The organism is Nonomuraea maheshkhaliensis, assembly GCF_039529435.1.
Lineage (GTDB): Bacteria > Actinomycetota > Actinomycetes > Streptosporangiales > Streptosporangiaceae > Nonomuraea > Nonomuraea maheshkhaliensis.
This window is the reverse complement of record NZ_BAAAMU010000018.1, coordinates 32441-49720: the sequence shown is the minus strand read 5'-3', so window position 1 is coordinate 49720 and position 17280 is coordinate 32441. Positions and strand designations below refer to the sequence as shown.

16 protein-coding genes and 1 pseudogene are annotated in these 17280 nt (G+C 71.9%); 3 read left to right on the top strand and 14 right to left on the bottom strand.

What is annotated here, in order from left to right; translation table 11 throughout:
* The first annotated feature begins 385 nt into the window (after positions 1–385).
* Positions 386–885: pseudogene (locus ABFX54_RS14845) on the top strand (response regulator).
* Here the strand turns inward: ABFX54_RS14845 and ABFX54_RS14840 are convergent.
* The gene (locus tag ABFX54_RS14840; RefSeq protein ID WP_346105141.1) at positions 866–1456 is read right to left on the bottom strand and encodes a TetR/AcrR family transcriptional regulator; all 591 of its coding nucleotides are present in this window, start codon (positions 1454–1456) and stop codon (positions 866–868) included. The pseudogene ABFX54_RS14845 and the gene ABFX54_RS14840 sit on opposite strands and share 20 nt — an antisense overlap.
* A 132-nt stretch (positions 1457–1588) precedes the next feature.
* Between ABFX54_RS14840 and ABFX54_RS14835 the strand changes: the two genes are divergently transcribed.
* Positions 1589–2239, top strand: coding sequence for a class I SAM-dependent methyltransferase (locus ABFX54_RS14835; RefSeq protein ID WP_346105140.1), 651 nt, complete (start codon positions 1589–1591; stop codon positions 2237–2239).
* A 58-nt stretch (positions 2240–2297) separates the two neighbouring features.
* Here ABFX54_RS14835 and ABFX54_RS14830 read toward each other — a convergent pair whose 3' ends face one another.
* The 11 genes from ABFX54_RS14830 to ABFX54_RS14780 form a co-directional block, all read right to left on the bottom strand.
* Positions 2298–3005, bottom strand: coding sequence for an IclR family transcriptional regulator (locus ABFX54_RS14830; protein WP_346105138.1), 708 nt, complete (start codon positions 3003–3005; stop codon positions 2298–2300).
* A gap of 79 nt (positions 3006–3084) precedes the next feature.
* Positions 3085–4593 (bottom strand): FAD-dependent oxidoreductase, encoded by a 1509-nt coding sequence (locus ABFX54_RS14825; protein ID WP_346105136.1) that lies wholly within the window; start codon positions 4591–4593, stop codon positions 3085–3087.
* 21 nt (positions 4594–4614) lie between these two features.
* Entirely contained in the window at positions 4615–5505 is an 891-nt protein-coding gene (locus ABFX54_RS14820; RefSeq protein ID WP_346105134.1) for an amidohydrolase family protein, read from the bottom strand.
* Positions 5502–5918 (bottom strand): MaoC/PaaZ C-terminal domain-containing protein, encoded by a 417-nt coding sequence (locus ABFX54_RS14815; protein ID WP_346105133.1) that lies wholly within the window; start codon positions 5916–5918, stop codon positions 5502–5504. The genes ABFX54_RS14820 and ABFX54_RS14815 overlap by 4 nt, the downstream gene beginning before the upstream one ends.
* Positions 5915–6334, bottom strand: a complete 420-nt coding sequence (locus tag ABFX54_RS14810; RefSeq protein ID WP_346105131.1) for an FAS1-like dehydratase domain-containing protein — start codon at positions 6332–6334, stop codon at positions 5915–5917. Before ABFX54_RS14810 ends, ABFX54_RS14815 begins: the two co-directional genes overlap by 4 nt.
* Positions 6331–8061: an AMP-binding protein gene (locus ABFX54_RS14805; protein ID WP_346105130.1), complete on the bottom strand. Its 1731-nt coding sequence runs from the start codon at positions 8059–8061 to the stop codon at positions 6331–6333. The genes ABFX54_RS14810 and ABFX54_RS14805 overlap by 4 nt, the downstream gene beginning before the upstream one ends.
* Entirely contained in the window at positions 8036–9238 is a 1203-nt protein-coding gene (locus ABFX54_RS14800) for an FAD-dependent oxidoreductase (RefSeq protein ID WP_346105129.1), read from the bottom strand. Before ABFX54_RS14800 ends, ABFX54_RS14805 begins: the two co-directional genes overlap by 26 nt.
* The gene (locus ABFX54_RS14795) at positions 9235–10383 is read right to left on the bottom strand and encodes an alpha/beta hydrolase (protein WP_346105127.1); all 1149 of its coding nucleotides are present in this window, start codon (positions 10381–10383) and stop codon (positions 9235–9237) included. Before ABFX54_RS14795 ends, ABFX54_RS14800 begins: the two co-directional genes overlap by 4 nt.
* A gap of 54 nt (positions 10384–10437) precedes the next feature.
* Positions 10438–10941, bottom strand: coding sequence for a VOC family protein (locus ABFX54_RS14790; RefSeq protein ID WP_346105126.1), 504 nt, complete (start codon positions 10939–10941; stop codon positions 10438–10440).
* A gap of 100 nt (positions 10942–11041) precedes the next feature.
* Entirely contained in the window at positions 11042–12130 is a 1089-nt protein-coding gene (locus tag ABFX54_RS14785; RefSeq protein ID WP_346105124.1) for a zinc-binding dehydrogenase, read from the bottom strand.
* A 55-nt stretch (positions 12131–12185) separates the two neighbouring features.
* Positions 12186–13688 carry an aldehyde dehydrogenase family protein gene (locus ABFX54_RS14780; RefSeq protein ID WP_346105122.1) on the bottom strand — a complete coding sequence of 501 codons (1503 nt, stop codon included), beginning with the start codon at positions 13686–13688 and terminating at the stop codon, positions 12186–12188.
* Positions 13689–13818: 130 nt separating this feature from the next.
* Here ABFX54_RS14780 and ABFX54_RS14775 point away from each other — a divergent pair, with 130 nt between their 5' ends.
* Positions 13819–14820 (top strand): aldo/keto reductase, encoded by a 1002-nt coding sequence (locus tag ABFX54_RS14775; RefSeq protein WP_346105120.1) that lies wholly within the window; start codon positions 13819–13821, stop codon positions 14818–14820.
* 16 nt (positions 14821–14836) lie between these two features.
* On the opposite strand, the gene ABFX54_RS14770 is transcribed toward ABFX54_RS14775, so the two are convergent.
* Together ABFX54_RS14770 and ABFX54_RS14765 are read right to left on the bottom strand one after the other, a co-directional pair.
* Positions 14837–15718: a CoA transferase subunit A gene (locus tag ABFX54_RS14770; RefSeq protein WP_346105118.1), complete on the bottom strand. Its 882-nt coding sequence runs from the start codon at positions 15716–15718 to the stop codon at positions 14837–14839.
* A complete protein-coding gene (locus ABFX54_RS14765) occupies positions 15715–17280 on the bottom strand; it encodes a class I adenylate-forming enzyme family protein (protein ID WP_346105117.1) in 1566 nt (521 codons plus the stop codon). Before ABFX54_RS14765 ends, ABFX54_RS14770 begins: the two co-directional genes overlap by 4 nt.

The window sequence follows — 17280 nt, the reverse complement described above, 5'->3', positions numbered from 1 at the left end:
CTCTGCACGCGGAGACTCTGCACGCGGAGACTCTGCACGCGGAGACTCTGCACGCGGAGACTCTGCACGCGAGGACGACCCGGAATCCACCACTCCGCCGGGACTCGCCTCGCTCGACACACTGATCGCCCACCACCGCACCGCCGGACTCCGGGTGGACCTCGACGTCACCGGCCCCGACTTCGCGCTCACCGTCACCAACCCCGTGCGCGGCGCCCCTCACCGGGCGGACGGCCACGGCGTCATCGGCATGCGCGCGAGCCACCCTGGCCGGCGGCACCCTCGACGCCACCAGGCTGGAGGACGCCTACCGCCTGCACGCCCGGCTCCCCTACGGAGGCTCCCCGCCACGACCCGCGTCCTGATCGCCGACGACGACCACCTCATGCGGGCCGGCCTGATCGAGCTGCTCACCGCCGGCCCCGGCATCGAGATCGCCGGCCAGGCCGCCACCGGCCGCGAAGCCGTCGAGCGGGCCGGCCGGCTCGCCCCCGACGTCGTGCTCATGGACGTCCGGATGCCCGATCTGGACGGCATCGCCGCCACCCGGCACCTCTCGCGGACGGCGCCGGAGGTGAAGATCCTCATCCTCACCACGTTCGAGCAGGACGACTACATCTTCGGCGCGCTGCGGGCCGGGGCATCGGGCTTCCTGCTCAAGCGCGCCCGCCGGAGGAGCTGATCGCCGCCGTGCACACCGTGGCCGCGGGAGACTCCCTCCTGTCCCCCTCCGTCACCCGGCGCGAGATCACCGCCGCCCTCGTCGTCGAGGAGTCGGCCACCAGGACCCACGTGAAGCGCATCCTGATGAAACTCGGCCTCCGCGACCGCGTCCAGGCCGTGATCTTCGCCTACGAGACCGGCATCAACCGCCCACGACCGTAAACCCTGGGCGACCGTGCGGCGGGCGCGGGGCCTCGTCCGGACGTAGCGCCACGCGTACACCGGGAATCACCGCCGCGCGGAAGGCGGCGTCCAGCTCGGCGGGCGAGGCGCTGGTCTCGCCGTCCACCCACGCCCGCATCAGCCCCATGAACGCCCCCACCACGCAGACCACCAGCAGGTCGAGCCCCGGCGACGGACGGGCGCCCGCGGCGACGAGCTCGTTCCTGACGGCGGCGGCGAGCAGCTCCTCACCCCGCGCCTGCACCAGCCCGCCGCTGCGCCGGCCCAGCAGCGCCCGCACCAGCCGCTCCTGCTCGCGCACGTGCTCGAACATCGGCCGGCTGAACGCGAACAGCTCCTCCGCCTCCCGCGCCGCCGGCAGCCGATGCAGGAAGGCCAGCTCGCCGAGGTTGCTGAACAGCACGTCCTGCTTGTCGGTGAAGTGCGCGTAGAAGGTGGAGCGGCCGACGTCCGCGCGGGCGATGATGTCGGTGACCGTCACCGCGTCGTAGCCCTTCTCCAGGATCAGCTCCACCAGCGCCTGCTGAACGAGCCGCCGCGTGCGTCGCACCCTCCGGTCTCCGGACACTTTCCCGCCCTCTGTTCGGTACGGCACACCACGTCCGATCTGCTCGTTGACCACGCTCCACGGGGAACGCATGCTTCATACCGAACACATCGTACGGAAACGGAGCCAACCACCATGGGACTCGGCAAGCTGCTGCACGGCCACCACGAACATGCCGACGGGGGCGGCACCATCGACCGGCCGCGCGCCTACGACGCCTTCGCCACGATCGGTTTCCTCGGCGCCCGCCGCGCCGCCTTCACCCGCCTGGCCACCGCCGCCCGGCCCCGCGCCGGCGACCGCGTCCTCGACGTCGGCTGCGGCACCGGCTACCTCACCCGCATCCTCTCCCCCGTGGTCACGCCCACCGGCCACGTCACCGGCCTCGACCCGTCCCCCGCCATGATCGACCACGCCCGCGACCGCGCCTCGGCGAACTGCACGTATGTCGTCGGGGAGGGCCAGAGCCTGCCCTTCCCCGACGGCTCGTTCGACCTGGTGGTCTCCAGCCTGGCCGTGCACCACATGCCTACCGGCGCCCGGCCGGAGGCGCTGCGGCAGATGTTCCGCGTGCTGCGCCCGGGCGGACGCCTGCTCATCGCCGAGTTCCGCCCACCGGCCAACCCGCTCGCCCGGCGCGTCATCGGCCTGCTCTCCGGCCCCGCCATGCGCCACGACCCGCAGGACCTGCTCGGCACCATGATCCCCGACGCCGGCTTCCAGGTGGAGGCCGAAGGCGAACTCCCCCACCTGCTCTACTACGTCCGCGCGACCCGCCCGCAGTGACCGACCCGCTGCGCGAGCCCGCAGATGTTCCTGGCGCGACCACCGCTCCCCGAGCGGGCTACAGCTCCCGGGCCGTGATCTGGGCCGCTGCTTCGAGCAGGCGTTTGGCCGTGCGTTCGACCTCCAGGTCCACCATCGACACGATGCCGAGGCTGGCCTCCAGCGGGTGGCCGTCGCTGTCGTACAGCGGCACCGCGACGCCCACCGCGCCCGGGGTCAGGGTGCCGCGGGAGACCGCGTAGCCGAGCTCGCGGGCCTCGACCACCGCTGGCGGGTCGCCGGCCTGGGCGGGGCGGGAGAGCATGATGGCCAGGCCGCTGGCCCCCTGGTCGAGGGGGTGGCGGGCGCCGCTGCGCTGGGAGAGGTGGAAGATGGCGTCGGGTGGCTCGACGACCGCCAGGACGACGGCGTCGGCGCCCTCCGCCACGACGCACTGCGTGGTGGCGCCCAGCTCTTCTGCCAGGGTGCGCAGGTAGGGGACGACGGCACGGCGGAGCTGCGGGTTGGCCTGCCTGGCGAGCTGGATCACGCCCAGCCCGAGCCGGTAGCGCCCCGAGCTGCCCTCCGCGGCCAGGCGGTGCAGGCGCAGCGTGGTGAGCAGGCGGTAGACGGCCTGCCGGTGCATGCCCAGCGACGTGGCCAGCTCGGCGACGGTCATGTCGCGGTCTTCGGAGGCGAGCAGCTCCAGCAGCCGCAGGCCCCGATCCAGGGTCTGCGAGCCACTGCCCTGACTCCCGCCCTCGCCGGCGCGATCACCAGTGCTCACGTCAAGCCATCCCTACCGCCGTCGGTGCCACGGACATCTGCTGTGTCTGCATGGAGCCGGCCTGATCTCACTTCGAGCGTCAACTTCCACCTACCCGGTCGGCTGCCGCGTTGCGTCCAGCGATCCGGCCGAATGCCAGGCACTCGGCGATGCTGCCACCGCCGGTCGGATAGAGCAGGCCGTGTAGTGATCCTAGCTCTCCGGCGGAGTAGAGATGGCTGATCGAACCTCCCCGTATCGACGCGACCCGAGCCTTCGCGTCACGGCGTGGACCGCCGACGGTGTGGGACCCGCCGGGCCAGAGCGGGACCGCGTAGTAGCGGTCGCCGCCGAGGGGGGTCAGCGTGACGGGGTCGCGGCCGAAGTCGGCGTCGTGGCCGTTCGCGCAGTGCTCGTTGTAGCGCGCTACGGTCTGCTCCAGCGCGGCGGCGTCGAGGCCGCAGACTTCGGCCAGCTCCTTGACGGAGCCGGCCGGCTGGATCCAGCCCTTGCGCAGCTCGGCGACGTTGTCCTCGCTCCAGGTGTAGTCGCCGACCGGCCCGGCCGGGCCCGAGTACGTCGGGACGAGCGTCGCCCGTTCGAAACGCTCCTGGTCGAAGATCCACCAGGTGGGGATCCTCGGGTACGTGAGCGAGTCGGCGTCCATCGCCAGCAGCTCCAGGTTGGCGGCGTGCTGGCGGCCGGGCTCGCGGATGAAGCGCCGGGCCGTGCCGTCCACGAAGATCGAGCCCGGCGCCCGCTCGTCCCCCGGCCCGAACCGGCCTGATCCCCACAGATCGATGCCCGTTCCTCCGGTGTAGCCGTCTCCGGGGAACCTGGCCACGAAGTGCCCCGGCCAGACGTTCATGTGCCACAGCTCCGCGCCGGCCTCGATCGCCATGGTGATGCCGTCGCCGGTGTTGTGCTCAGTGCCGTAGAAGTGCGCGGGGGTGATCGGGAGGTACTGCCTCTTGAGTCGTTCGCTGGACTCGTAGCCGCCGACGGCCAGGACGACGCCGCGGCGCACGCCGATCCGCTCGATCCCGCTGTCATGCTCGGTCTCCACGCCGATGACCGCGCCCGTCGCGTCCGTGAGGAGCCATCGGGCCGCCGTCCCGTATCGGACCTCGATGCCGCGCTCGGCGACCAGGCCGCGCAGGAAGCCGTGCATCGGGCAGCCGGCGTAGCCCTCCGGCTCGCCCGCGGGCCGCGCCTTGTAGACCCTGATCGACTCGTGGCCGGGCAGCGACGGGTGCTCGCCGCGGATGTCCATCTTGACGTATTCGCCGCCGTGCCGGTCGAGCCAGGCGGGGTTGGCCGCCGTCTCCTCGGCCCAGGCGCGGATCAGGGCGGGATCGACCGTGGACAGCTCGCCGTTGACCGCGTACATCGCCGACAGGTATTCGACCGCGCCGTCCACGTCCTCGGGCACGCAGAAGAAGCCGGCCGCGTAGCGGCTGTTGGGGCGGTGCCCCGCGGCCTGCTGCTTCTCGACGACGAGCACCTCGGCGCCCGCGTCGTGGGCGGTCACCGCGGCGACCGCGCCGGCGTCGCCCAGGCCGAGCACGACGACGTCGACGGTCCGGTCAAACGGACCGGTGTAGTGCATGGCGACCTCCAGGACCGGGTTTCATGCCTTGCCGGTGAGTCCGAACAGCCGGGCCGCGTTCTCCTTGAGGATCTTCGGCCGGACCTCGTCGCGGATGCCGATCTTGGCGAAGTCGGCCAGCCAGCGCTCCGGGGTGATCATCGGGAAGTCGGACCCGAAGAGCACCTTGTTCCTGAGCAGCGTGTTCGCGTACTGGATGAGCTGCGGCGGGAAGTACTTCGGCGACCAGCCGGACAGGTCGATGTAGACCTCCGGCTTGTGCATGGCGACCGCGAGCGCCTCGTCCTGCCAGGGGAACGACGGGTGCGCCAGGATGATCTTCAGGTCGGGGAACTCGGCGGCCACGTCGTCGATGTGCATCGGGTTGGAGTACTTCAGCCGCAGCCCGCCGCCGCCCGGCGTGCCCGCCCCGGCGCCGGTCTGGCCGGTGTGGAACAGCGCGACCAGGCCGTGCTCGGCGATGACCTCGTACAGCGGATAGGCCATCCGGTCGTTCGGGAAGAAGCCCTGCGAGGTGGGGTGGAACTTGAAGCCGCGCACCCCGTGCTCCTCGATCAGCCGCCGGGCCTCGCGCACGCCGGCCGCGCCCCGGTGCGGGTCGATGCTGGCGAACGGTATGAGCACGTCGGCGTGCAGGGCCGCCTGCTCGGCGATCTCCTGGTTGCCCGGCACCTGCTCCCGCCCGCTGACGTGCATGGAGTCGACGCCGAAGACGATCGCGGCCATGTTCCGCCCGCGGTAGTACTCGGCGATCATCGGGACGGTGAACTTCCTGACCTCGCCGGCCTTGAAGTAGTCGGCCATCGCGGCGAACCGGTCGTTGCCGTCGCCGGGCTCCTGGGCCTCGTGGACGGAGGTGTGCACGTGGGTGTGCACGTCGATCGCGTCCAACGAGGTCACGTCGATGCTCATCGCTCCTCCTCGTCGATGATCGCGGTGGCGGTGCCGGACAGCACCTCCACGCCGTCGGCGTTCACCGCCGTGAGGGTGAGCTCGGCGCGCCGCTGCCCCTCCACCGTCCGGACGTCGGTGACGACCGCCGTCGCGGTGATGGTGTCGCCGGGCCAGACGGGGGCCTTGAACCTGGCACGGTAGCGCCGTACGTTCTCGTGCCCGAACCAGTCGGTCAGCACCCGGCCGGCCAGGCCCATGGTGAGCATCCCGTGGGACATCACGGTCGGATGCCCGGCGATCTCGGTGGCGAACGGCTCGTCGGTGTGCAGGGGGTTGTAGTCGCCGGAGGCGCCGGCGTACATGACGATCTGGGTGCGTTTGAGGTCCGTCACGACGACCTGGGACACCTGATCGCCTGCCTTCACCGTCATGAGGACTCCTCCTGGGTGATGCGCACCGAGACCGAGGTGGAGCGGGCCACCAGGTTGCCGTCGGCGTCGTGGAAGTCGACGTGGCGCTCGGCGAAGTTCAGCACGCCGGCCCGGCCGCTCTTGTGCCAGGTGCGGCCCTGCCGCTTGCGGGCCGTCAGCGTCTCGCCGACGCGGATCGGGCGGAAGTACTCGAACTCCTGCTCCGCGTGCAGGCCGCCGGTTCCGCCCGACGAGCGGCCCGCGTCGGCTCCTGAGCCGTTCCAGGGCTCGCCGGGCTTCATGCGCAGCGGCCAGTCCGGGTCGAACTGGGAGAAGGCGATCGGGAAGGTGGGCACGACCACGTCCGCGTCCTCCCCCACGGCGCGGGCGAACGCCCGCACGTGACCCTGCTCGATCGGGAAGGGAACGTCAGTCACTGTGTCGCCTCCTTGGTGGCCGGGCGCAGGTGGCCGACGGCCAGCTCTCTGGCGGACGGCCGGTTGATCTTGCCGGCCGGGCTGCGGGGGATGGCCTCGACCCGGACGATGGCGCGCGGGCGTTTGTACCCGGCCAGCCGCTCGCCCACGTGCCGGCTCAGCGCCTCGTCCTCGACCTCGGCGAGCGCGTCCGCCGGCGCGACGACGGCGACCACGATCTGACCCCAGCGCGGGTCGGGCACGCCGACGACCACGGCCTCGGAGACGCTCGGGTGGGTCACCAGCGCCTCCTCGACCTCCTCGGGGAAGACCTTCTCGCCGCCGGTGTTGATCACGCCGTCGCCGCGGCCGAGCAGGATCAGCCTGCCGTCCGCGTCCAGCGAGGCGAGGTCGCCGGGGACCGCGTACCGGACGCCGTCGATGGTCCGCCAGACCCTGGCGGTCCGTTCCGGGTCCTTGAGGTAGCCGACCGGCTGCGGCCCGGCGCTGGCCAGGACCCCGACCTGCCCGGTGCCGGGCTTGATGTCCTGGTCGTTCTCGTCCAGGATCCGGGCGACGGGGGCCAGCGTGAACCGTCCGTCGGCCACGTCGGCCTCCGAGCGGGCCAGCGCCTGGCCGAAGGGCCCGCCCTCGGAGGCCGAGATGTTGTCGATCAGGGTCATCCCGCCGCGCCGCAGCAGCTCCCGCTTGACCTCGGCGCTCCAGATGACGCCTGAGCTGGTCATCGAGCGCAGGCTGCCGATGTCGTACGGACTCCCCGCCCGCTCTGCGGCGGCCAGCGCGTCCACCAGCGGCCGGCCGAACGCGTCTCCCACGATCACCATCTCGGTGACCGCGCGCCGCTCGACGGTCCGCCACACCTCGTCCGCGTCGAGGGAGCGGGAGGTGCAGAAGCAGATCGTCCCTCCGGCCAGCAGGGTGCGCAGCGCGTGGAACAGGCCGGTGCCGTGCATGAGCGGCGACATCGGCAGCACGACCGGCGTGCCACCCTTCTCGCGCAGCTCGCGGACCCGCGTGCGCACCTCGTCCGGCGTCCGCGGCGGTTCGAGCCCGGCCTGGCGGAAGACGCCGCGCAGGATGCCGAGCAGGCCGTCACGGTCCCAGATGACGCCTTTGGGCCGGCCTGTCGTGCCCCCGGTGAGCAGGATGATGCCGTGCGGCGAGCCGGCGGCGGCGTCGCGGTGGACCGGCTCGTGCTCGACGGCCCGCTCGAACGGCACGACCGGCGCGAGCGGCTCCGCCTCGGCGCCGACCTCCAGGAGCAGCCGGTCACCCGGCACCTCGCGGACGTGGGCGGCCAGGCTCGTGTCGTGCACGAACGCCGCCGCGTCGGTGTAGTCGAGCACGTAACGCAGCTCGGGGGCGCGGTAGCGGTAGTTGATGTTGACCGGCCGCGCGCCCAGCTTGAACGCCGCGACGATGGTCTCCAGGTACGCGAAGGAGTTGTACAGGCCGATGGCGACGGTCGAGCCGGGGCCGATCCCGCGCGCGGCCAGCGCCCCGGCCAGCCGCGCCGCGCGATCGTCCAGCTCGGCGTAGCTGACGGCTCGGTCGCCCTGGATCATGGCGGGCCGATCGCCCGCCGCCTGCGCCGCGGCGCGCAGGGCGGTCGCGACGCTCATCTTCAGCTCGGCGGGTTCTGGCGGGTCGTTCGGCTCGTGAGCCATCCGGTCTCCTTCGATGCGGTACGCGGCCAGCCGCTCATCCGGCGCGGGGTGGGAGGTCATGGGTCCGTACATTGGAGATCATCGCAGCGTCCATCATCCAGTCGCGCGCCCGCTGCGGAGCCGCCGCGATCTCCGACATCTGGCGCTGGTACTTGCGCCGCTCCACCTCGTCCTGCTCGGCCATGGCGGTGGTGGTGCGGTGGGTGAGCTCCTTGACCGCCTCGATCGCGGCCTTGCGTCTGCGGTGCGCCCAGGCGTCCAGCACGTCCGGGCCGGCCTCGCCGGTCAGCACCGCGCCGAGCTGGATGGACAGGTCGAACGCGTCGTGGATGCCGCCGTTGAGCCCCATGCCCCCCATCGGGCTGTTGACGTGCGCGGCGTCGCCCAGCAGCAGCACCCGGCCGTGGCGGAAGGCGTCGGCCACGCGCTGGTGCACCGAGTAGATCTTCCGTTCGCGCAGCGGCAGCTCGGGGTGGTCGCCGAACAGGCCGCGCAGCCGTTCGGCCACGTACTTGCCGGAGACCGCCTCGTCGCTGGTGACGTGGGGCGGCACCGAGATGACGACCCGCCACAGGTCGGGCACCCGCAGCACCAGCAGGTGCTCCTCGGGGTCGGCGATGTAGTTGACGTCGCAGATGCCGGGCAGCAGGGTCTCCACCGGGTAGTCGATGCTCAGCACGAGATACCGGTGATCGTAGGTGAGCCCCTCGAACGGCGTGCCCAGCGCCTTGCGGATGGTGCTGCGCGCCCCGTCGGCGCCGAGCACCCATCGGGCCGCGACCCGTTCCCCGGACGCGGTGGTCAGCGCGGCCTCGCCGTCGCTCTGGCGCACGCCGACGACGCCGGTCCCGAGCCGGATGGCGACCCGGTCGTGCCGCTCCTCGATGGCGTCCTTGATGATCTGGGTGTACTTGTACTGTTCGAGCTGCAGCCTGAACGGGTACGCGGTCTCGTCGGCCAGCAGCCCGAAGTCGAACTCCGCGATCAGCCCGTCGCGCCGGTCGCGCACCTGGTACTTCCTGGCCACGATGCCGCTCGACAACATCGTGCCGACGACACCGAGGTCGCGGGCGATCTCGATGGTGGGCGGGTGGAACGTGGAGGCCCGCCACTCGGTGCTGAGCCGCTCGCTCTCCTCCAGGACGACGACCGACGCGCCGCGCCGGGCCAGGGCGAGCGCGGCGGTGAGCCCGACCGGCCCGGCGCCGACCACGGCCACGTCGTGAACGGCCATCATCGGCTCCACTCGGCGAGGTGGTCGCACATGGTCCTGGCCAGGTCGGGGCGGCCCTGGAAGTAGTGGTCCGCGCCCTTGATCTCGACCAGCTCGCGGCGGTCGTGGGCGACGGCCTCGTACATGGTGCGGGCGTGGCTGGGGAAGGCCGCGCAGTCGGCCGATCCGTAGACGACCATGACCGGCGCCTTGACATGGGGAAGGGCGCGGTAGGCGTTGGCCCGGCCGCGGTCGTAGCTCCACTGGCTCAGCCAGGAGCGCAGGCTGGTGAGGTGGCCCAGCGACGCCGGCTGGAAGTTGGCCACCCACGGGGAGCCCCACAGGGTGCCGGTCTTCCGGTCGGACGGGTCGAGGGCCAGGTCCAGGAAGCGCGGGTCGGCGGCGGTGCCGTGGACGACGAAGGGCAGGTCGTCGGGCGCCTCCTTCCGGCCGTCCTGCGACTCCCTGGTGTGCTCGCGCAGCGCCTCGATCTGCTCGGCGGCCCAGCCGGTGATCCGGCGGTTGCGCTCGATCTGGGCGGCGCGGTAACGCTCGACGAACTCCGCGCCGTACGCGGGGCCGTTGGCCGGGTCGAACATGTCGAGCGAACGGTGGCGGTCGAAGGGCCGCCGCTCGTCGGTGATGGCCGGGTCGAGCCCTTCTGTGTAGACGATCGCCCGGCCGGGGTGCGCCATGGCCATCACGATCTTGTCGGCCGGAATCAGGTCCGCGCTGGTCAGGTCCACGGGGTCGCCGGCCGGTGTGTGGGTGATGGTGGGGTGCTCGGCCTGCTCCTGGTAGAGCGCGGCCAGGCCGCCGCCGCCGGAGTTGCCGACCAGGACCACCCGCTCGTAGCCCAGCTCGCGCAGGCGCCGGATCGCCGCGCCGACGTCCAGGACGCAGTTCTCCATGATCAGCGCCGAGTCGTTGCCGACGTACCGGGTGGCCAGGCCGACCGCGGCCACGCCTCGGGAGGCCAGCTCCTCCAGTGCGTAGTGGCCGATGAAGTTGGAGGCGGGATGCACGATCAGCACGGCGGTCGTCGGCTGCCGCCGGTCGTCCTTCCAGAGGGTGGCCCAGATCTTCCCGCTCATCCGGGCGACGCCGGAGTTGATGTCCAGGCGTCCGCCTTGGGACATCGGGATGGGCAGTAGTTCGCGGGACAGCACGGGCGGCTCCTGATCAGCGCGAGTAGGGCAGGTGACGGGTCGGCGGCGAGCGCGCTACCCGCGTGCGGTCCACTTCCGCAGCGTCTCGACGCCCGCTTTCGCGTCGTCGTCGTTCAGCTCGCGGGTCTGGTACGTCAGCTCGATCCGCACGCCGTTGGGGTCGAAGATGTAGAGGGACTCCCAGACGCCGTCATGGTCGACGATGCCCACGGTCTCCACGCCCTTGGCGGCGAAGTGCGCCTTCCACTCGTGCAGCTCCTCCATCGAGTCGACGTTGAGCGCGATGTGCCGCACCCACGACGGCACCGAGTCAGGGCCAGGGTCAGGCATGTCGTCGACCTCGAAGAAGGCGATGGCGCTCCCGTCGCCCAGCCCGAAGAAGGTGTGCAGGTACGGCGTCTTGGCGCCGTTCGACGGGACCTCGTCGAGCTGGATCGCGGTGAGCAGCTCACACTTCAGCACCTCGGTGTAGAAGTCGTGCGTCGCTTGGGAGTCCCAGGTCGGATAGGCGATGTGGTTGAGCGAGCGCGGAGTGCGGAGATCGGCTGTGGCCATCATCTGATCCTGTCTGTGTCAATTATCGGACAAACAGTCCGAAATTTGAGTTGATTGTCGGTTGGTGGATGTCCGCTTGTCAACTGCCCTGAGGATCGGACGTTCAGATGACCACCACGCTGCGCAGCGCCTTTCCGGCCAGCAGCCGGTCGAAGCCCTCCTGCGCGTCGGTCAGGCCGAGCGATCCGGAGACGTACTCGTCCAGCGGGAGGCGGCCGTCCAGGTAGAGGCTCGCCAGGAGGGGCAGGTCACGGGAGGCGACGCAGTCTCCCCAGATGGAGACCCTGATCGAGCCCGCGTTCAGGAACAGCCGGCGCAGCGGCAGCTCGACCGTGTCGCCCCGCCGGGGCGCGCCGACGATCACCAGCCGCGAGCCGGGCCCGCGCAGCCCGTCGGCCGTGGCGAAGGTGGCGGGGCCGCCGACCGCGTCCAGGACGACGTCGGCGCCCGCGCCATCGGTCAGCTCCCGTACCCGTTCGCCCAGGTCCTCGCCGAACGCGTCGATCACGTGGGTGGCGCCGAAGCGCGCGGCGGCGTCTAGCTTGTCCGGGTTGGTGTCCACGGCGATGATCCGCCGCGCGCCCGCGTACGCGGCGCCGGCGACGGCCGCGATCCCCACGCCACCGCACCCGATCACCACCACGTCGTCGGCCGGCCCGACCCGCGCGGTGTTCACGGCGGCGCCGAACCCGCTGGGCACGCCGCAGCCGAGCAGCGCGGCGATCTTCGGCGGAACCCTCGGGTCGATGGCGATCGCCTGCCTGGCGGGCACGATGACCCGTTCGGCCAGGCCGCCGATGCCGAGCACGGGGGTCGCGGCGGCGCCGTCGCCGAGCCCCACCTTCGGCCGGCGCGGCAGCCTCGACGGACACGCCTCCGGCCGTCGCGCGAGGCAGTGACGGCACTCGCCGCAGGCCACCATGGGCGCGACGACCACGCTGTCCCCCACCGCGACGCCCGTCGCGTCCGGCCCCAGGGCCTCGATCACGCCGGCCACCTCGTGCCCGACCAGGTACGGGAAGTCCGTCCCCGACGTGCCGTGCATGAAGTGCACGTCGCTGTGGCACAACCCGCAGGCGCTCACGCTGATCAGCACCTCGTCGCCGGTCGGCGCGCGCAGGGGGATGTCCTCGAAGCTCAGCGGGCCGAGCGGCTGCCGGACGACGGCGCCTCGATAGTGTGCTGCGGGCATGGGCGGCTCCTCCAGATCGGTGCGGGTCACATCGGTACGGCAAACGGGGTTCGGGTCAGTACCAGCGGGGCGCGTCGGCGGCGGCGGTGTCCACGATCACCGTCTTGAGCTCCGTGTATGCCTCGTGGCCCACCCGGCCGAGCTCCCGGCCCACCCCTGACAGGCCGACGCCGCCGATCGGGGCGTCCAGCGCCAGCGCCCCGTAGGAGTTGATCCAGAAGTAGCCCGACCGCACGGCTCTGGCGGTGGTCAGCGCCCGGTCCAGGTCACGGGTCCAGCAGCCGCCCACCAGCCCGAACGGCGAGTCGTTGGCCAGTTCGACGGCCTGCCGGGCGCCGCTGAAGCGCTGCACGGTGAGGACCGGCCCGAAGACCTCGTCGTAGACGATGTCGGGCACCCGCGACAGCCCGGCGGGGATCTCCAGCACGGTCGGCGCGACGAAGGCGCCATCGGGGTGGACGCCGGGCGGCCGGTCTCCGCCGGCCAGGACCCGGGCCCCCTGGCCGACCGCCTTGTCGATCATCGCCCGCACCCGGGCGGCCTCCTCGGCCGAGATCAGCGCGCCGAGCCGGGTGTCGGCCGCGAACGGGTCACCGACCCTGATCGAGCGCGCCGCCTCGACCACCCGCGCGGGCGCCGCCTCGGCGACCGGCTCCTCGACCAGCAGCCGCGAGCCGGAGAAACATCGCTGCCCGGCGTTGCGGAAGACGCCGCCGACAGTGGCGTGCAGGGCGGACTCAAGGTCGGCGTCCGCGTAGACGATGTTCGCCGACTTTCCGCCCAGCTCCAGCAGCACGCGCTTCATCCCGTACGCCGCCGAGCCCATCACCTGCCGGCCGACCGCCGTGCTGCCGGTGAACGACACCATGCTCACCTCGGGGTGCTCGACCAGCCGGCGGCCGACGTCCCCCGCGCCCTGCACCACCTGGACCAGCCCGGCGGGCAGGCCGGCGGCCGTCAGGATCTCGGCGAACACGGGCACCGCCAGCGGGCTCAGCTCGGGCGCCTTGATCACGATCGCGTTGCCCGCGGCCAGCGCCGGCCCCGCCTTCTGCGCCGCGAACATGAGCGTGGTGTTGAACGGGATGACCGCCGCCACCACCCCCACCGGCTCGCGGAACGTCATGCGCAGGGTGGACCCGTCGGCCGGCAGCGTGACACCTTCGAGCGTGGCCGCCCATCCGGCCCCGGCGCGCAGGTGGGCCGCGGCGACGAAGACGTCCCCGCGCGCCTCGGCCAGTGTTTTGCCGTTGTCCAGCGCGACGAGGTGGATCAGCCGCCGGACCTGGGTCTCGACGAGGTCGGCCGCCGCGCGCAGGATCCGCGCCCGCTCGTGCGGGGAGGTGCGTGCCCAGTCCGGCTGGGCCGCGACGGCCCCGGCGACGGCCTCGTCCACGAAGGCGTCCGTGGCCGCCTCGACCGTCGCGATCACCGAGCCGTCGCCGGGGTGGCAGGTCGTGAACTCGGCCCCGCCGCCACCGCGCAGGGCTCCGGCGAGGAAGCTGTGCGCGGGCGGGAGGTCCGCGACGGCGATGTGATCGGACAGGTCTGGGCTCATGGAGCAACCTCCTTGGCAATGCCCGGGCGACCAGCGCTCTTTACCTCGCCTACGCGCCAACGCTACCATCAGTATTCACATATAGGACTCATCGTCCGATAAATGGAACTCCTAACGTCAGGGGACCCTCGTGGAATTCACCCACCTCGGCCGCAGCGGCCTGACGGTCAGCCGGCTTGTCCTCGGCACGGACAACTTCGGCACGCAGACGACCGAGGAGGACGCGTTCGCGATCATGGATCGGGCCCACGAGCTGGGCATCAACCTGATCGACACGTCCGACGTGTACGGCTGGCGGTTCGGCGAGGGCCTGACCGAGCAGATCATCGGCCGCTGGCTGGCCACCGGCGGAGGGCGCCGCGAGCGCACCGTGCTGGCCACCAAGCTCTACGGCCGCATGTCCACGTGGCCGAACAACGCGGGCCTGTCCGCCCTGCACATCCGGCGCGCCTGCGAGGCGTCGCTGCGGCGGCTGAAGACGGACCACATCGACCTGTACCAGATGCACCACATCGACAGATCGACCCCATGGGAGGAGATCTGGGAGGCGATGGACGTGCTGAAGACCCAGGGCAAGATCGTCTACGTGGGCTCGTCCAACCATCCCGCCTGGCACATCGCTGGCGGGCAGGAGAGGGCCGCCCGGCGCGGGCACACCGGCCTGGTCAGCGAGCAGACCATCTACAACCTGCTCGAACGCACCGCCGAGCTGGAGGTCCTGCCCGCCTGCGCGCACTACGGCGTCGGCTTCATGCCGTGGTCGCCGCTCGACGCGGGCCTGCTCGGCGGCATCCTGCGCAAGGAACGGGAGAACGCGATGGGCACGCCGCTGCCCGGCGCGAAGGTGGCCACGCACCGGGGCAAGCGGCTGATCAAGCTGGACCGGCACCGCGCCCAGATCCAGGAGTACGAGGACCTGTGCGACGAGCTCGGCCACAGCCCGGCGGACGTGGCCATGGCCTGGCTGCTGAGCCGGCCCGGCGTGACCGCGCCGATCATCGGGCCGCGCACGCTGGCGCAGCTCGACGCGGCCACCCGCGCCTTCGAGGTGAGCCTGGACGACAAGACGCTGGAGCGGCTGGACACCATCTTCCCCGGCCCTGGACCGGCGCCGGAGGCCTACGCCTGGTAGGCCCCCGGCCTGGGGCTCAGCGGAACGTCTGCTGGAGCCCCAGCAGCCGCCGGGCGCCCAGCTTGTCCAGGTATCCGAGGTGGTCGTCCACCGAGTACACGTACTTCTCCAGGTACTCCTTGGTCCGGTCCTGGGCCGCGAGGTCCCGGTACTCCACGAGCTGCTCCCGGTCGTAGCCGTAGTGTCCCGGCGAGGACAGCGGGTGCGAGCCGTACGGCGCGTGGGCGACGCTCTCGACGATCGCGCCGGGGATGGACACCAGGCGCGGATCGGGGGCCGGGGCGTACTCGTCCAGGATCTCGTCCGAGCTGATGATGACGTGGTCGCTCGCCTTGGCCATCACGTCCTCGAAGCGCCGCTGGCCGAAGATCTGCGCGTTGCCCTTCCTGTCGGTGACCTGGGCGTGGAACAGCCCGTAGTCCGCGCGCAGGGCGGGGATCGTGGTCACCGTGTTGCCCGTGTACGGGTCGGTCGTGGTCCTGATGCCGTCGTTGACCTTGGGCAGGTCGGTGCCCTCGTAGAGCGCGGGCAGCGGCAGGAACGGCAGCTTGCTCGCCCCCGCGCGGAAGCCGTAGACGATCCACGCCTCGTCCGCCTCGACGATCTCGATGGTCTTCCCCTCGGCGGCCCGCCGGTAGTTCGGCGCCATGCCGAGGAACTCCAGCCCCACGTACGACACGTGCAGCCGGCGGACGCAGCCGGCCGCGATGAGCATGTCCACCGGCGCGCCCCCACTCGGCGTCGGGATCAGCTCCAGGTCCTTCACCCCGCGCCGGATCAGCGCGTTGACCAGCGCCATCGGGCCGTTGTGCGAGTGCACGCCGCCCAGCGCGATCGTGGCTCCGTCCGGGATGCCGGCGACCGCCTCCTCCGGGGTCGTCACCTTGCTCGCGCTCATCGCCTGAGTCCCTCACCCTCGCTGGTCGTCGCCTCTCCGAGCAGGCGCGTACCGGTGACGCGCTTGAGCTCGGCCCTTCTGATCTTGCCGCCCTCGTCGACCGGCAGCCCGGTCACGAACTCCACCTCGCGCGGCCGCTTGTACCCGGCCAGCCGCTCGGCGCAGTAGTCGAGCACCTGCTGCTCGGTCAGGTCCGCGCCGGGCACCCGCTGCACGAGCGCCTTCACCGACTCCCCGAACCGCTCGTGCGGGACGCCGATCACGGCCGCGCGCTCGACGCCCGGGCACGCCTGCAGCACCGCCTCGACCTCGCCTGCGTACACGTTCTGCGCGCCGGAGCGGATGACGCCCTGCGCGCGATCGGCGAGGTAGATGTAGCCGCGCTCGTCGCGCCAGGCCATGTCGCCGAGCCGGAGCCAGCCGTCCTTGAGCACGGCGCGGGTCGCCTCCGGCTGACTCCAGTAGCCGGAGAACACGCTGGCGGCCCGGATCCGCATCTCGCCGGTCTCCCGTACGGCCGCCTCCTTGTCCTCCGCGTCGAAGATCTTGACGTCGGCGAACGCGGCCGGCCTGCCGACCGGGACGATCGAGGCGGTCTCGGCCCGCAGGAAGTTGCGGTGGTCGTCGGGGGTGAGCAGCGCGACGAATCCGCCCGCCTCCGTCGCCCCGAACGCGTGGTAGAACTCCAGGTCCAGCGCCCCGGCGAGGGAGCGGATCAGGCTCCACGACACCGACGCGCCGCCGTAGCCCACCAGCTTGAGCGGGCTCGCCCTGGTCAGGTCGAGGTCGGGCAGCGCGCGTACGAGGTCGACCAGCATCGTGGGCACCAGGAACGCGTGCTCGACCCCGTACTTGCCGACGTCGTCCACGAAGCCGGCCGCGTCGAACCGGCGGCGCAGCAGCAGCGGGACGCCCAGGTAGGCGGTGGTCGTGACGAAGGACGCGCCGACCCCCAGCGTCAGCGGCACCGAGATCCAGGTGGGGCCGCCGCGCGGGACGTCGACCTCGCACAGGTAGTTGGCCGTGCTGGCGACCTGCTGGTCGTGCGTGGCCATGCAGCCCTTGGAGGCGCCGGTGGTGCCGCTGGTGTAGCGCAGCGAGCGCAGCTCGTCGCCGGTGCCCGTCTCCGGCACCTCGTCAGGGGCGCCCGAGGCGACCAGGTCCGTGAACGACTCGCCGTCCATGCCGATGGTGTAGACGCCGCGGACGCCGGGCACCGTGCTCGCCGCCTCGGCCGCGGCGGGCGTGTCGCAGATGAGCAGGGAGGCGCCCGAGTGGGCGAGGATCCTGGCGATCTCGGGCGCGGTCAGCCTGGTGTTGATCCCGACGGTGACCAGGTTGGCCTTCCACGCGCCGTGGAAGCCCGTCACGATGTGGTGGCAGTTGGACAGCACGAGCGCGACCCGCTCCTGGGCGCGGTACCCGAGCGCGATCAGCGCGTTGGCCAGGCGGTTGGACTCGACGTCCAGCTCGGCCCAGGACAACCGGGTCTGGTCGCAGATGACGGCGGTCATCGGGCCGCGCCGCACCGCGTTCTGGCGCAGCAGTCGCTCGATTCGCAT

Excerpts from the sequence above, each read along its gene's own strand:
- ABFX54_RS14835 (WP_346105140.1), top strand. The coding sequence starts at position 1,589 with ATGGGACTCGGCAAGCTGCTGCACGGCCACCACGAACATGCCGACGGG.
- ABFX54_RS14825 (WP_346105136.1), bottom strand. The coding sequence starts at position 4,593 with ATGCACTACACCGGTCCGTTTGACCGGACCGTCGACGTCGTCGTGCTC.
- ABFX54_RS14820 (WP_346105134.1), bottom strand. The coding sequence starts at position 5,505 with ATGAGCATCGACGTGACCTCGTTGGACGCGATCGACGTGCACACCCAC.
- ABFX54_RS14815 (WP_346105133.1), bottom strand. The coding sequence starts at position 5,918 with ATGACGGTGAAGGCAGGCGATCAGGTGTCCCAGGTCGTCGTGACGGAC.
- ABFX54_RS14805 (WP_346105130.1), bottom strand. The coding sequence starts at position 8,061 with ATGACCTCCCACCCCGCGCCGGATGAGCGGCTGGCCGCGTACCGCATC.
- ABFX54_RS14800 (WP_346105129.1), bottom strand. The coding sequence starts at position 9,238 with ATGATGGCCGTTCACGACGTGGCCGTGGTCGGCGCCGGGCCGGTCGGG.
- ABFX54_RS14790 (WP_346105126.1), bottom strand. The coding sequence starts at position 10,941 with ATGATGGCCACAGCCGATCTCCGCACTCCGCGCTCGCTCAACCACATC.
- ABFX54_RS14785 (WP_346105124.1), bottom strand. The coding sequence starts at position 12,130 with ATGCCCGCAGCACACTATCGAGGCGCCGTCGTCCGGCAGCCGCTCGGC.
- ABFX54_RS14780 (WP_346105122.1), bottom strand. The coding sequence starts at position 13,688 with ATGAGCCCAGACCTGTCCGATCACATCGCCGTCGCGGACCTCCCGCCC.
- ABFX54_RS14770 (WP_346105118.1), bottom strand. The coding sequence starts at position 15,718 with ATGAGCGCGAGCAAGGTGACGACCCCGGAGGAGGCGGTCGCCGGCATC.
- ABFX54_RS14765 (WP_346105117.1), bottom strand. The coding sequence starts at position 17,280 with ATGCGAATCGAGCGACTGCTGCGCCAGAACGCGGTGCGGCGCGGCCCG.